Source organism: Pseudomonas sp. B33.4, from assembly GCF_034555375.1.
Taxonomy (GTDB): domain Bacteria; phylum Pseudomonadota; class Gammaproteobacteria; order Pseudomonadales; family Pseudomonadaceae; genus Aquipseudomonas.
Genome location: NZ_CP140706.1, coordinates 2,707,252 through 2,721,992, shown reverse-complemented (window position 1 = coordinate 2,721,992; position 14,741 = coordinate 2,707,252). Strand labels below are relative to the sequence as shown.

12 protein-coding genes are annotated in these 14,741 nt (G+C 60.2%); 4 read left to right on the top strand and 8 right to left on the bottom strand.

From position 1 onward, the window contains the following. Positions 1–391 precede the first annotated feature (391 nt). From U6037_RS12100 to U6037_RS12090, 3 genes are read left to right on the top strand one after another with little or no spacing between them, the layout of a single operon-like run. A complete protein-coding gene (locus U6037_RS12100) occupies positions 392–1,636 on the top strand; it encodes an exonuclease SbcCD subunit D C-terminal domain-containing protein (protein WP_322846908.1) in 1,245 nt (414 codons plus the stop codon). Beyond that, a complete protein-coding gene (locus U6037_RS12095) occupies positions 1,633–5,274 on the top strand; it encodes an AAA family ATPase (protein WP_322846907.1) in 3,642 nt (1,213 codons plus the stop codon). Before U6037_RS12100 ends, U6037_RS12095 begins: the two co-directional genes overlap by 4 nt. Further along, positions 5,271–5,855, top strand: a complete 585-nt coding sequence (locus U6037_RS12090) for a glutathione S-transferase (RefSeq protein ID WP_322846906.1) — start codon at positions 5,271–5,273, stop codon at positions 5,853–5,855. The genes U6037_RS12095 and U6037_RS12090 overlap by 4 nt, the downstream gene beginning before the upstream one ends. Positions 5,856–5,934: 79 nt before the next feature. Here U6037_RS12090 and U6037_RS12085 read toward each other — a convergent pair whose 3' ends face one another. The 8 genes from U6037_RS12085 to U6037_RS12050 all read right to left on the bottom strand — a co-directional run bounded on the left by U6037_RS12085 (position 5,935) and on the right by U6037_RS12050 (position 12,701). Continuing rightward, complete coding sequence (locus tag U6037_RS12085; protein ID WP_123593797.1) at positions 5,935–6,192, bottom strand: hypothetical protein; 258 nt, start codon at positions 6,190–6,192, stop codon at positions 5,935–5,937. Beyond that, complete coding sequence (locus tag U6037_RS12080; RefSeq protein ID WP_322846905.1) at positions 6,189–6,401, bottom strand: hypothetical protein; 213 nt, start codon at positions 6,399–6,401, stop codon at positions 6,189–6,191. The genes U6037_RS12085 and U6037_RS12080 overlap by 4 nt, the downstream gene beginning before the upstream one ends. Before the next feature lie 271 nt (positions 6,402–6,672). Further along, on the bottom strand, positions 6,673–6,852 hold the full coding sequence (locus U6037_RS12075) for a hypothetical protein (protein WP_122594286.1): 180 nt from the start codon (positions 6,850–6,852) through the stop codon (positions 6,673–6,675). Positions 6,853–7,008: 156 nt separating this feature from the next. Beyond that, positions 7,009–8,184 carry a lactonase family protein gene (locus U6037_RS12070; protein ID WP_322846904.1) on the bottom strand — a complete coding sequence of 392 codons (1,176 nt, stop codon included), beginning with the start codon at positions 8,182–8,184 and terminating at the stop codon, positions 7,009–7,011. After that, the gene (locus U6037_RS12065) at positions 8,171–8,482 is read right to left on the bottom strand and encodes a DUF5629 family protein (RefSeq protein ID WP_322846903.1); all 312 of its coding nucleotides are present in this window, start codon (positions 8,480–8,482) and stop codon (positions 8,171–8,173) included. Before U6037_RS12065 ends, U6037_RS12070 begins: the two co-directional genes overlap by 14 nt. A gap of 167 nt (positions 8,483–8,649) precedes the next feature. Beyond that, complete coding sequence (locus tag U6037_RS12060) at positions 8,650–10,230, bottom strand: aldehyde dehydrogenase (NADP(+)) (RefSeq protein ID WP_322846902.1); 1,581 nt, start codon at positions 10,228–10,230, stop codon at positions 8,650–8,652. A 9-nt stretch (positions 10,231–10,239) separates the two neighbouring features. Next, positions 10,240–11,232: an AraD1 family protein gene (araD1, locus tag U6037_RS12055; protein WP_322846901.1), complete on the bottom strand. Its 993-nt coding sequence runs from the start codon at positions 11,230–11,232 to the stop codon at positions 10,240–10,242. Between the two features lie 146 nt (positions 11,233–11,378). Next, entirely contained in the window at positions 11,379–12,701 is a 1,323-nt protein-coding gene (locus U6037_RS12050; RefSeq protein ID WP_322846900.1) for an MFS transporter, read from the bottom strand. A 193-nt stretch (positions 12,702–12,894) separates the two neighbouring features. On the opposite strand from U6037_RS12050, the gene U6037_RS12045 reads away from it, so the two are divergent. Then, the gene (locus U6037_RS12045) at positions 12,895–14,631 is read left to right on the top strand and encodes an IlvD/Edd family dehydratase (RefSeq protein ID WP_322846899.1); all 1,737 of its coding nucleotides are present in this window, start codon (positions 12,895–12,897) and stop codon (positions 14,629–14,631) included. The last annotated feature ends 110 nt before the right edge of the window (positions 14,632–14,741 follow it).

The following is a 14,741-nucleotide window of genomic DNA, read 5'->3' as shown; positions in this document are numbered from 1 at the left end:
CAACGGGCAGTAATAGTTGGATTGATGGCAGGCGCTACTTCCTGACAGGCACGCACTTGGGGGCCGGTCAGTGCAATGACGAGAAGAAAGGTAGATCACCTAATGACAGTCGATCACCGGCCAGATCGTGGAAGGTCCGATCGCACCTTCTCAGCAGCGCACTAATATCAAAATAGTGGCGCAATATTAGATGGCCACTATTTTGGCGTCAATTAATGGATGCACCAAAACAACGCATTCGATGAGTGCTATCAGCCAAACCGTGCCTGCGCGAACAGTCGCTGGCTCGCACAACAAGCCCTCCTACCGCAATAATCTGTAAACTCTCCCCTCTTTCGCCGCCCATCATTTCCTCGCGGCCATCACCTCTTTAAACGTTGCGGAGTCCACCTTGCGTCTGTTCCACACCTCCGACTGGCACCTTGGGCAAAACCTGCACGGCCAGGAGCGCGATTTCGAGCATGCGTGCTTCCTCGAATGGCTGCTGCGCCAACTGCAACTGGCGCAGCCGGATGTGCTGCTGATTGCCGGGGACATCTTCGACACGGTCAATCCGCCGGTCAAAGCCCAGGAACGCCTCTACGACTTCATCGTCAGCGCCCACGAACAGCAGCCATTGCTGACCATCGTGATGATCGCCGGCAACCACGATTCCGGTTCACGGATCGAACTGCCCGCGCCGCTGATGCGCCGTTTGCGCACGCATGCGCTGGGTCGGGTGCTATGGCTGGATGACGGGCAACTGGATGCCGAACGCCTGCTGCTGCCGTTGCCGGATAAAACCGGAGAAATTGCAGCGTGGTGCCTGGCGCTGCCGTTTCTGCGCCCGGCGGAGGTGACTGGCGCGCATCTGGGCGACAACTATTTGCGTGGCATCGGTCAGGTGCACGAATGGCTGATCGAAGCGGCCAACGCCAAGCGCCAACCCGGTCAGGCGCTGATTGCGATCAGCCACGCACACATGGCCGGCGGCTCGGTGTCGGAAGACTCCGAACGCAGCCTGATCATCGGCAACGCCGAAGCCCTGCCCGCCAGCCTGTTCGGGCCGAGCATCAGCTATGTCGCCCTCGGCCATTTGCACAAGCCGCAGAAGGTCAACGGTGAAGAGCGCATTCGCTACAGCGGCTCGCCGATCCCGTTGTCATTCTCTGAGATCGGCTATCAGCACCAGATTCTCGACGTCACCCTCGACGGCGAAAACCTGGTCAGCGTCGAGCCAAAACTGGTCCCGCGCTCGGTCAATCTGCAACGCATCGGCCCGGCACCGCTGGCCGAAATCCTGCTGCAACTGGCGGACCTGCCGAACATTGATCTCCTCGCCGAAACCCAGCGGCAACCGTGGCTGGAAGTGCGCGTAACCCTCGACGAGCCGCAGCCGGATTTGCGCCATCAAGTCGAAAGCGCCCTGCAAGGCAAAGCCGTGCGCCTGGTGCGCATCGCCGCCGAATACGCCGGCAATCGTGGTGCTGACGGCGTCGAAGATGGCACCGCGCTGATCGAACTCGACCAACTCACCCCGCAGGAACTGTTCAGCCGCGCCTGGCTCGACAACTACGGCAGTGAGGTCGATGAGCAGACGTTGAAGGACTTCGGCGAACTCTTGCAAGACGTGCAACTGGAGGGCGAGCAGCCATGAAGATTCTCGCCATACGCTTGAAGAACCTCGCTTCGCTGGCCGGCCCGTTCGAGATCGATTTCACCGCTGAGCCGTTGGCCAGCGCTGGCCTGTTTGCAATCACCGGCCCGACCGGCGCCGGTAAAAGCACCCTGCTCGACGCGCTGTGTCTGGCGCTGTTCGGCGCCGTCCCGCGTTTGAACAACACCGGGCGTGACGCCAAAGTCCCGGACGCTGACGGCGAAATCGCCACCGGCGACCCGCGCACTCTGCTGCGTCGCGGCACCGGCGAAGGCTATGCCGAAGTGGATTTTGTCGGTGTCGATGGCCGTCGCTATCGGGCGCGCTGGGAAGCCAACCGTGCGCGTGAGAAGGCCGGCGGCAAGCTGCAGGCCAGCCGTCAGAGCCTGCGCGACATCGATCAGGATCAACTGCTCGCCAGTCAGAAAGGCGAATACAAAACGCAACTGGAAGCCGCACTCGGCCTGAACTTCGAACAGTTCACCCGCGCTGTATTGCTGGCGCAGAGCGAGTTCAGCGCGTTCCTCAAGGCTGACGACAACGACCGCAGCGAACTGCTGGAAAAACTCACGGACACCGCGCTGTACACCCGCCTCGGCCGCCGCGCCTTCGACAAGACCAAAGAGGCTCGCGAAGCGCACAAACTGTTGCAGGATCAAGCGACTGGCGTCACCCCGCTGGCACCCGAAGCCCGGGCCGAACTGGACGAGCGCTTCAACGCTGCGCAACAACAGCTGAAACTGCAACAGGCGCAGCTCAAACAGCTTGAGCAACAGCACGGCTGGCTCAAGGATTTGCGTGTGTTGCAGGACGCGCAGCAAGCGGCCACCGAGCAATTGCACGGTGCACAGCAGCAATCGGAAAGTCTGGCCGGCGAACGGGTGAAACTGACGCGACTGGAGCAGCTCGGCCCGCAGCGGCATCAGTTCGCGCGTAAAACCGAACTTGATGCGCTGTTGGCGCCGTTGGCTGCACAGATTGCTGCGCACACGCAGCAACACACGGAGCTGACCGAGCGCCAGACGCAACTGGAGCACAACCTCGAAGCGGCAAAAGTCGCCCTGAGCGAAACGCAGCAGCGCCAGTCGGAAAACGCGCCGCTGTTGCGTCAGGCCTTCGAAGAACAAAGCACCCTCGCCCGCCTGGCCAAAGAAGTCGCCGCTTATGCTGAAGCCAAAGCCAATGCGCAGCAGGCTTGTAACGAAGGCCAGAACGCCATTCAAGCCTTGCTGGAAAAACAGACCCAGGTCGGCGAGCGCCTGCAACGCATCGCCGCCGAGCTTGAGCAAAGCACTCATCTGGCGCCATTGAGCGACGCGTGGAATGCCTATCGCGATCGCCTGCAACAGCTGATGCTGATCGGCAATCGCCTGAACAAGGGTCAGGCGGAACTGGCGAGTCTCGAAGAGAACGCCGCGCGCAGTGCCTCAGAGCTGACCACGCAGAAACAGCAACTTGAGGTGTTGTTCAAAGAGGCTGGCGCGGAACCGGATGCGGTCGCCGAGCAGATCGGCATCCTTGGCACGCTGCTGCAGGAAAACCGCAAACAACTGCGGCTGTTCGAAGATCTGTCGCGCCTGTGGGCCACGCATCAGGACCTGGACAAACGCAACGCCGAGTTGCAACAGCGCCAGCTCAGCGCCCAGCAGGAACGCGAACGACTGACTCAGGACGGCGTGAAAACCAAAGCCGAGCTGACCGTCGCCGAGCAAACTCTCAACGTCACTCGCGAACTGCTTGAACGCCAGCGTCTGGCGCGCAGTGCCAGTGTCGAAGAATTGCGTGCGCAGTTGCAGGACGATCAGCCATGCCCGGTCTGTGGCAGCAACGAGCATCCGTATCATCAGCCCGAAGCGCTGCTGCAAAGCCTCGGTCGCCACGATGAAAGCGAGCAGGCCAATGCTCAGCAGGTGGTCGATCAGCTCAAGGAAAAACTCATCGAGCTGCGCGCTGAAGTCGGTGGCGTCATTGCTCAGCAGAAAGAATTGCTGCAACAGCAGGAACAACTGGCCACCCAGCAGCAAGCGTTGGCGCCGAGCCTCGACGCGCATCCGCTGTCCACGCAGTTGTTCAATCAGGACGCCGACAAGCGCGATGCCTGGCTCGCCCGGCAAAACGAGCAACTGAACCAGAGCATCACTCAGGACGAACAACGCCAGAACGCCCTGCTCACCCTGCAACAGGATGCCGCGCGGCTGACCCAGCAATTGCGTCAGGCGGAAACCGCGCACCAGCAGGCCGCGCAGCATTTGAGCAATCAGCAGCGCGAATTGAGCAGTGACCGGCAGCGCCTCGACGAGGAACTGACGGCGTTCGGCAATGTGCTGCCGGCCGAGACCCTTGAGGCCTTGCGTCGTGAGCCGGCGGCGACCTTCATGCAACTCGACCGACAGATCGCCGAGCGTCTGGCGCAACTCGATCAACAGAAAGAAGAACTGACCGAGCAGCAACAGCGTCAGCAAACGCTGGAGAAAGAGCAGGACCGTCAGCAGACCCGCCTCCAGCAAGCGCAAACGGCTGAGCAACAGTTCAATGCGCTGGCCGAACAGCAGCAACGCTGCCAGCAGAAACTTGCGCAATTGCTTGGCGACCACCGCAGCGCCGAGCACTGGCAGCAGCAACTGGAACAGGCTGTGGAACAAGAGCGCGCCGCCGAAACCGGCACCGCTCAGGACCTCCAGAACGTACGCACGCAGATTGTGCAGATCGCCGCTGAACTCAAGGCGCAGCAACAGCGTTTGCAGGCGCTGGACAGCGAGGAAAAGGATCTGGCGAGCAAGATTGCCGACTGGCGCGCTCGTCATCCGGAGCTGGATGACGGCGGCCTCGAAGACTTGTTGCGAGTCGATGATGAGCAAGTCGCACAATTGCGCCAGCGCTTGCAGCTCAACGAAAAAGCCATCGAACAGGCCATGGTATTGCTGCAGGAGCGTGCTCGGTTGTTGCTCGATCACCAGGCGCAACACAACGGCAATCTTGATGCCGAGCAACTGACCACGGCCCTGAGCGATTTGCAGAATCAGTGCAATGTCAGCGAACAGCAATGCGCCGAACTGCGTGCCGAACAGGTTGAAGATCAGCGCCGGCAGAACGCCAATCAGGCGCTCGCGCAGCAGATCGCTTCGGCGTATGCCGAATATCAACGCTGGGCGCGACTCAGTGCCTTGATCGGCTCGGCCACCGGAGACACCTTCCGCAAGATCGCCCAGGCCTACAACCTCGACTTGCTGGTGCATCACGCCAACGTGCAACTGCGCCAACTGGTCAAACGCTATCGCCTCAAGCGCGGTGGCAGCATGCTTGGCCTGCTGGTGATGGACACGGAAATGGGCGACGAACTGCGCTCGGTGCATTCGTTGTCTGGCGGTGAAACGTTCCTGGTGTCGCTGGCCCTGGCGCTGGGTCTGGCGTCGATGGCGTCGAGTACGCTGAAAATCGAATCGCTGTTTATCGACGAAGGCTTCGGCAGCCTCGATCCGGAGTCGCTGCAACTGGCGATGGATGCGCTCGATGGCTTGCAGGCGCAGGGTCGCAAGGTCGCGGTGATTTCCCATGTGCAGGAAATGCACGAACGGATTCCGGTGCAGATTCAGGTGCAGCGCCAAGGCAATGGTTTGAGCACATTGGAGGTGAAATGAACACGCTGTATTCCTTCCGCCGCTGCCCTTACGCGATGCGGGCGCGGATGGCGTTGCGTTATTCGGGCGTGCCGGTGGACATTGTTGAAGTCAGCCTCAAGGCGAAACCGGCCGAGATGCTGGCGATCTCGCCCAAGGGCACGGTGCCGGTGCTGGATGCGGGTGGGCGAGTGATTGATGAGAGCCTGGAGATCATGCGCTGGGCGTTGGCGCAGAATGATCCGCAAGGTTGGTTGCTTGCTGGCGATTCACGGATTGCTGAGCTGATCGAGGCGAATGATCAGGGGTTCAAGGTGCAGTTGAATCGCTACAAGTATGCCGAGCGTTATCCCGAGCAGCCGATGGAGGTTTATCGGGCTGAAGGCGCGGTGTATTTGCAGCGGCTGGAAGTGCTGCTCAACGATCGCGATTATCTTCTGGCCGATCATCCGAGCCTGGCGGATATCGCCCTGCTGCCCTTCGTTCGGCAGTTTGCCCATGTGGATCGCGAGTGGTTTGCGCAGACGCCTTATGTTCGCTTACAAGCCTGGTTGCAGCGCTTCCTCGAATCCGAGCTCTTCACTTCGATCATGAAGAAGTAACTCATGTAGGAGCTGCCGAAGGCTGCGATCTTTTGATCTTGCCTTTAAAAGATCGCAGCCTTCGGCAGCTCCTACAGGGTCAAGCCAGCGCTTGGCACATGCCGAGTGCCATGCAATCCACTTCGAACGGGCCGAGAAAATCGGCCGAGACTTTCACCGGTGGATTGCCGGCCATCAGCCCCAGCGTATTCGCCCGTTCGATGTTGTGCGCGATGCTGTGATTGGCCTCTATGGCCCGGGCCAATGCTCCCACCGAGCCTTGGCCGATACCCAATAATGAAGCGCCGTTGGTGAAAAACGCCAAACCGGCGACTACCCAGAGTCTGTAGCCTTTCATGCTCCGCCGACTCCCGCGAGTTCGGCCCGTTCGACCATCACGCTTTGCGAGCGGACTTCGAACTGGATGCCGGGATGGGCGACTTGAATCGGTGCGTCGAAGCTGTGTTCCATTTGCGAGGCGATGCTGACGACCAGCACCACGGCCAGGTAAAGACCGATGGCCAGGTAGGCGCCGCGTTTGGCTGAATGAAGGATTGCGCTGGCCATGGTGTTCTCCCGTGGGCATGTTTCGATGTCCACAGAATCGATCAAAAAAGCCGTGGCAACCACTCAGGGTTTTCCATAGTAAACATCAGCTTCGTTGATTATTTAGCCAGTCTATTTGCGTGTTTGAACAAACCTATCGTGCTGCGAAAAACACACGCACACGTGTAGGAGCTGCCGGAGGCTGCGATCTTTTGATTTTGCTTTTAAAAAACAAGATCAAAAGATCGCAGCCTTCGGCAGCGCCTACAGGGAGTTGTGCGCAATGCGCATTTCAGTGTTGGGCTTTGTGATCCAGCGCAGCGTAGAAGTTGGCGCTTTGTTGCAGGTATTTCTGGGTGTAGCTCTGGGTGTGGGATTTTTTGCTGGCGATTTCAACGTTGGCACTGGCTGGCAGTACCACGGTGGCGGAGATGGCGGAAGCGGCAATCACGGAGAAGAGATTGAAGTTCATGGCGGTAACCCTCGTGTTCGGTTGGCTTGTTTGCCCGGTTGGGCCGTGAAGCAAACTTAACGCTCGAGGGTTGATCGCTTGAAATGCTTTGTAGCATTACCGGATATCAGCGCAATTAATACAAAGAGACAGGCCCCGTAAATCGGGGCCTGTGGCTTATTGTCGCACTAGAAACTTGAGGTCGCTTGGCGCATCCATCGGCAGTTTCTGCACGGTTTTGCCGAGCAGACCGGTCTTGCCATCGCGCTCGACGACGACAATTTCGTTGCTCTTCTGGTTGGCGATCAGCAGAAACTTACCGCTCGGATCGAGGCTGAATTCGCGCGGGTGATCACCTTCCACCGAGCGCTTTTGCAGCTCTTTGAGCTGGCCGCTCGCCGGATCAATCGCGAACACCACCAGTTGATTGGCGGTGCCACGGTTGCTGACGTAGAGGAACTTGCCATCCGCCGAGGCATGCAGCGCCGCACCGGCCTTGTCCGAAGTCGGCTGGCCGGCAGCCAGATCGACCAGTTGCGTCTGGGTCAGCACGCCGTCGTTATAGTCGAACACCGCGACCTGCGCGCTCATTTCCATGGTCAGCCAGGCGTGTTTGCCATCAGCGCTGAACAGCAGATGGCGCGGGCCGCTGCCGGCGGGCATGGCGACCGAAGCGGTTTTCGCCGGGGTCAACGGCAGCTCCGGGTTGGCTTTCGGGTCGAACTGGTAAATGAACACCTTGTCCGCGCCCAAGTCATTGGAGAACACGTAGCGACCGTCCGGCGAGGAAACAGTCGAGTGCACGTGGTTCGAGGCCTGACGCTCCGGATTGACGCGGCTGGCCGGGTGCGCGCTCATCTGCACGACGGGTTTGAGTTTGCCGTCGGCACCGACCGGCAATACCGCCAGCGTTCCACCCGGATCTTCCACCACCGAATAGTTGCTGACGAACAAGTGGCTGGCGTCACCGCTGAGGCTCGAATGGGTCGGTTCGTTGCCCAGGCTCTGCACCTGATTGATCAGGGTCAGGGCGTGGGTTTTCGGATCGATCGAATAGCTGCTGACGCGGCCGACCGGGTCTTTCTGGCCCGGGCCGTTTTCATTGACCACAAACAGACGATGCTGGTCTTTGGACAGGGTCAGCCACGACGGGTTTTCGCTCTTGACCACTTGCAACGGTTTGGCGGCGATCTGGCCAGTAGCGCTGTCGAAGTTCATTCGATAGAGGCCCTGACTGGTGTTGGCGGTGTAGGAGCCGACCAGCAACTGGAAGTTTTCTGCAGAGGCCGTGGACAGGCCCATGGCGCCGACGCTGCCAGCCATCAGCAGCGGCCAGAATTTACGCATTTTCATCAGTGTCATCCTCATCGTCGCTGCTGCTGACTACATCGCCGAGGCAGACCAGGCGGTGTTCGCCAGTGGTTTTGGTGTCGCTGGCATAACCAATGACCAGCCAGCTCTGCAGGTCTTCGTCAAACGTCGCTGCTTCGATCTGCGCCGGGGTGAACTCCCAATGTTTGGCCGCTCGGCCATCAATGCATTCGATGTGCAGGTTGTCGTCTTCGTCGAGGGCGAATTCGAAGGCATGCAGGCCGTCGATTTCGACCATACCGCAGTGTTCGAGGGCGTTGAGAAGGGTTTGGGCAGTCATGGCAAACAGTCTTTCTAGGGGGGAAAGGGCCAATGATAGCTCATTGACGATGCAGAACTCCTGTGGGAGCTGGCTTGCCAGCGATAGCAATCTGTCAGTCACATCTATATTGGATGTGCCGCCGTCATCGCTGGCAAGCCAGCTCCCACAGTGATTTGCGGTGTGGATTAGAGCGCGTCGCGTGATGGCTTGCCGTCGACCAGGCGCTGGATGCGCAGCGGGTTGGCGTTTTTCAGCGGCTCCGGTAGCAAGCTGTCCGGGTAGTTCTGGAAGCACACCGGGCGCAGGAAACGGTCGATGGCCAGCGTGCCTACCGAAGTGCCACGAGCATCCGACGTCGCCGGATACGGCCCGCCGTGCACCATCGAATCACACACCTCGACACCGGTCGGATAGCCGTTAAGCAGAATCCGCCCGACCTTCTGTTCCAGAAGTGGCGTCAATTCAGGGAAACGTTCGAAGTCCGCCAGCTCGCCAATGATCGTCGCGGTGAGTTGCCCGTGCAGGCCATGCAGCGCAGCGCTGAGTTGCGCCTTGTCCGCCACTTCGACAATCACCGTGGTCGGGCCGAACACCTCTTCCTGCAGCACTTCATCGCTATTGATCAACAGGCTGGCATCGGCCTTGAACAACTGCGGCTGCGCCTGATTGCCCTGCTGCGGATTACCCGCCAGATGTTCAATGCCGGAATGCGCCAGCAGCTTCTGCAAGCCTTTGCCGTAGCTGCCGAGGGTGCCGGCATTGAGCATGGTTTGCGCCGGTTGATCGCCGATCAAACCGGCGACCTGCTGCACGAACGCGCTGAACTGCGGCGAACGGATGCCGATCACCAGACCGGGATTGGTACAGAACTGGCCACAGCCCTGCACCACCGAAGCGGTCAGGTCGCGGGCGACGGTTTCCGAACGCTCGGCGAGCGCCTGCGGCAGCATGATCACCGGGTTGATGCTCGACATCTCGGCAAATACCGGGATCGGCTGCGGGCGCGCGGCGGCCATGTCGCACAGTGCCCGGCCACCCTTGAGCGAACCGGTGAAACCGACGGCCTGAATCGCCGGGTGCTTGACCAGCCACTCACCGACGCCACCGCCGTAGATCATGTTGAACACGCCCGCCGGCATGGCGGTTTTTTCAGCGGCGCGGATCAGTGCATCGGCGACCAGTTCAGCCGTGGCCATGTGACCGCTGTGGGCCTTGAACACCACCGGGCAACCGGCAGCCAGTGCCGAGGCGGTGTCGCCGCCAGCGGTGGAAAATGCCAACGGAAAGTTGCTTGCGCCGAACACCGCCACCGGGCCAAGACCAATGCGGTATTGGCGCAGATCCGGACGTGGCAACGGCTGACGATCCGGCAGTGGCAGATCAATCCGCGCACCGTAAAAATCACCGCGACGCAGCACTTTGGCGAACAGACGCATCTGCCCGCTGGTACGCCCGCGCTCACCTTGAATCCGTCCAGCTGGCAACGCCGTTTCGCGGCAGACCACGGCGACGAAATCATCACCGAGCGCGTCCAGTTCATCGGCGATCGCATCGAGAAACTGCGCGCGGCGTTCGGCACTGAGGCTGCGATAAGCAGGATATGCGGCAGCGGCGGCTTTAGCGGCGGCGTCGACTTCTTCGGCGGTGGCCTGAATGAAATCGTGCGGCAGTTGCTCGCCCGTCGTTGCATCGACCGATTGCAGTTTGACGTCGCCAGCCGCACTGCGCTGACCGCCGATGTAGTTGTGACCGAGAATCTGAGTCATGGGATCTCCTTAAAGGGTGCCGATGCTGTCCGGCTCATAAACCGCTGGAACCGGGACGATGCCGTTCACCAGTGGCGCGCCGAATTCGGCCTGGCTGATTTCAAAGACATCGCCCGGCTGCGTGCGAATGCCATCGGCAAACGACAGCGTCGCGGTGCCGAAAAAATGAATGTGCACGTCGCCCGGGCGCAAGAACTGACTGTATTTGAAGTGGTGGTATTCGAGGTTGGCGAGGCTGTGGCACATGTTCGCCTCGCCACTGAGAAACTCGTTCTGCCAAAGCACTTCGCCTTCACGCAGGATGCGACTGGTGCCTGCCAGATGTTGAGGCAATTCACCGGTGCGAAGTTCCGGGCCATAGCTGCAACTGCGCAGTTTCGAGTGCGCGAGGTACAGGTAATTCTTGCGTTCCATGATGTGATCGGAGAACTCGTTGCCGACCGCAAAGCCCAGGCGATAGGGCTTGCCGTCGTTGCCGATGAGGTACAGGCCGGCCATTTCTGGCTCCTCGCCGGCGTCTTCGGCAAACGGCGGTACCGGGAACGGCTGGCCGGGGCGGACGACGATGCTGCCATCGCCTTTATAGAACCATTCCGGTTGCACACCGGCCTGTCCCGCTGCCGGTTTACCGCCCTCCACGCCCCATTTGAAGATGCGCATGGTGTCGGTCATCGTCGCTTCGTCGCCGACCTGCTGGTGCATTTTGTCCCGCGCCGAGGCGCTGCCCAGGTGGGTCAGGCCGGTGCCGCTGATCAGCATGTGCGCCGGGTCCGGGTGGTCGAGGGGCGGCAGCACGCGCAGTTGCGCAAGCAGTTCGGCGTAGTCGTGGCTGATACCGAGGCCGAGGGTTTGCACTTGCTGCTCGAGGGTGTTGCCGGCTTCGATGGCGGCGAGCGCCAGATCGCGCACGCAGCGGGCGTCCTGGACTTCGCGCACCAGACCGTTGTCGACCACGCCGACGCGGCGTTCGCGGTTGCTTAATTCGAATTGAACCAGATGCATGTTCTTCTCCTGTGTTATTCGAAACACCGCCGCCCCCTTGTAGGAGTGAGCCTGCTCGCGATAGCGGTGTGTCAGGTGACAACTTTTTTACTGATACACCGCTATCGCGAGCAGGCTCACTCCTACAGGGGGTCAGCGTTGGTCTGTCAGGTGCGGGTGGCGCCGCGGGCACTGGCGGCAAATTGGTCAGCCGGCAGCACGTGTTTGCGTTCCAGCACGCGGTAAACCACGCCGGTCAGAATCAAGCCGAACACCATAACTCCAGAGAGGAAATACAATCCCGAAGCCAAGTTGCCGGTGTACTCCTTCAACGCCCCGATCACGAACGGCCCGATGTACCCGCCCAGATTCCCCACCGAGTTGATCAGCGCAATCCCCGCCGCCGCACTCGCGCCAGCGAAGAACCGCCCCGGCAAGGTCCAGAACACCGCGGTGCAGGAAAACAGCGCGAACGCCACCAGACACAGCGCCGCCAATTGCGCCATTGGCAACGACAGCCACGCGCTCAGGAACAGGCCAATCGCACCCAGCACATAAAGAACAGCCAGATGCCCGTAACGATCATTCAAACGATCGGAACTGCGCGGGACGATGAGCAAGCCGATGATCCCGAAGATGTACGGCACCGACGAAACGAAGCCAGTGACCAGATCGCTGCCACCGAACTGTTTGATCAATGTCGGCAACCACAAACCCAAGCCATAAATGCTCAAGGTCACCGGCAGATAGAACAGCGCCAGCAGCAACACGCGTTTGTCTTTCAGCGCATGCAGCGGATTGCCGTGGCGAGTCTGGCCGTATTCCTGCAAATCCTTTTTCAGTTCGCCGGTCAGCCAGTCTTTTTCCGCCTGATCCATCCACTTCACTTGCTGTGGGCCGTCCGGCAACCAACGCAACACCGGCCAGGTCAGCAGGATCGCCGGAGTACCGATGACGATGAACAGCCACTGCCAGCCATGCAGGCCAAGGACGCCGTCCATGCCGAGCAAACCGCCGGACACAGGACCGGTGATCATCATCGCGATGGGCTGGGAAAGAATGAACAGCCCAAGAATCTTGCCGCGATGGCGCACCGGGAACCATTGGGTGATGTAGTAGAGAACGCCGGGGAAGAACCCCGCCTCGGCCGCGCCGAGCAGAAAGCGCATCACGTAGAAACTGTGCGGGCCCTGAACGAAGGCCATGCCGATAGTGATCGCGCCCCAGGTGATCATGATCCGCGCGAACCAGCGTCGTGCGCCGAAGCGTTCGAGCATCAGATTGCTGGGAATTTCGAGGAGGAAGTAACCAATGAAGAACAGCCCGGCGCCGAGGCCGTAAGCCGCATCGCCAATGCCAATGTCGGCGCCCATGTGCAGCTTGGCGAAGCCGACAGCGGAGCGATCCACATAGGCGATCAGGTACAGCAGGATCAGGAAAGGAATCAGTTTCAGCGTAATGCGCCGTATCAGCCGCAGTTCCTGGCTCATGAGATCGGTCTCCGATTGTTGTTTTTATAGAACCTCGGGGGACGCCTCTCACGGAAAACCGTCAGGGCCATCCCTCCGTCGAAAACGACTATATAGTAATACTAATTCACCAACAACACTTCCAAACCTAGGATTTTACGCTTAGATTAAGCCGTAGCTGGAACACTATAGTCATACAATAAGAGAATCGATCATGTCTGATAAGAAACCCACCCTGCGCTCCGCCCAATGGTTTGGCACGGCCGACAAGAACGGCTTCATGTACCGCAGCTGGATGAAGAATCAGGGCATCGCCGACCACCAGTTTCACGGCAAGCCGATCATCGGCATCTGCAACACCTGGTCGGAACTGACCCCGTGCAACGCGCACTTCCGCCAAATTGCGGAGCACGTCAAACGCGGGGTGATCGAGGCCGGTGGCTTTCCAGTGGAATTTCCGGTGTTCTCCAACGGCGAATCGAACCTGCGCCCGACCGCCATGCTCACCCGCAACCTGGCGAGCATGGATGTTGAAGAAGCGATTCGCGGCAACCCGATCGACGGCGTGGTGCTGCTGACCGGTTGCGACAAAACCACCCCGGCGCTGCTGATGGGCGCGGCCAGTTGCGACGTGCCGGCGATTGTTGTCACCGGCGGGCCGATGCTCAACGGCAAGCACAAAGGCAAGGACATCGGTTCCGGCACCGTGGTCTGGCAGCTCAGCGAACAGGTCAAGGCCGGCACCATCACCATCGATGATTTCCTCGCAGCCGAGGGCGGCATGTCGCGTTCGGCGGGCACCTGCAACACCATGGGCACCGCATCGACGATGGCCTGCATGGCTGAAGCACTCGGCACTTCGCTGCCGCACAACGCGGCAATTCCGGCGGTGGATGCGCGGCGTTATGTGCTGGCGCACATGTCCGGCATGCGTGCGGTGGAGATGGTGCGCGAAGATTTGAAGTTGTCGAAAATTCTGACCAAAGAAGCCTTCGAAAACGCTATTCGGGTTAACGCGGCCATCGGCGGTTCGACCAACGCGGTGATTCACTTGAAAGCCATCGCCGGGCGCATCGGCGTCGAACTGGATCTGGACGACTGGACACGCATCGGTCGCGGCATGCCGACCATCGTCGACCTACAGCCTTCCGGGCGTTTTTTGATGGAAGAGTTCTATTACGCTGGAGGCCTGCCCGCAGTATTGCGTCGACTCGGTGAGGCCAACCTGATTCCTCATCCGAATGCGTTGACCGTCAACGGCCAATCCATTGGCGAGAACACCAAAGACGCGCCGATCTATGGCGAAGACGAAGTGATCCGCACCCTCGACAACCCGATTCGCGCCGACGGTGGCATCTGCGTGTTGCGCGGCAACCTGGCGCCACTCGGTGCGGTGCTCAAGCCGTCTGCCGCCACACCGGAATTGATGCAGCATCGCGGCCGCGCGGTGGTGTTCGAGAACTTCGACATGTACAAGGCGCGGATCAACGATCCGGAGCTGGATGTCGATAAGGATTCGATTCTGGTGATGAAAAACTGCGGGCCGAAGGGTTATCCGGGCATGGCTGAAGTCGGCAACATGGGCTTGCCGGCCAAACTGTTGGCGCAGGGTGTGACCGACATGGTGCGCATTTCCGATGCGCGGATGAGCGGCACCGCGTATGGCACCGTGGTTCTGCACGTGGCGCCGGAAGCGGCGGCCGGCGGGCCTTTGGCGACGGTGAAGGAAGGCGACTGGATCGAGCTGGATTGCGCCACCGGGCGTTTGCATCTGGACATTCCGGACGCCGAACTGGCGGCGCGCATGGCGGATCTGCAGCCACCGCAGCAGTTGCTGGTGGGTGGCTATCGCCAGTTGTACATCGACCATGTGCTGCAGGCGGATCAGGGCTGTGACTTTGACTTCCTGGTCGGCTGCCGAGGCGCTGAAGTGCCGCGTCATTCTCACTAAGAGCAAAAGATCGCAGCCTGCGGCAGCTCCTACCTTGGAATGCATTCCCCTGTAGGAGTGAGCCTGCTCGCGATTGCGGTGTGTCAGTCAGCAATTGTTCAGCTGACACA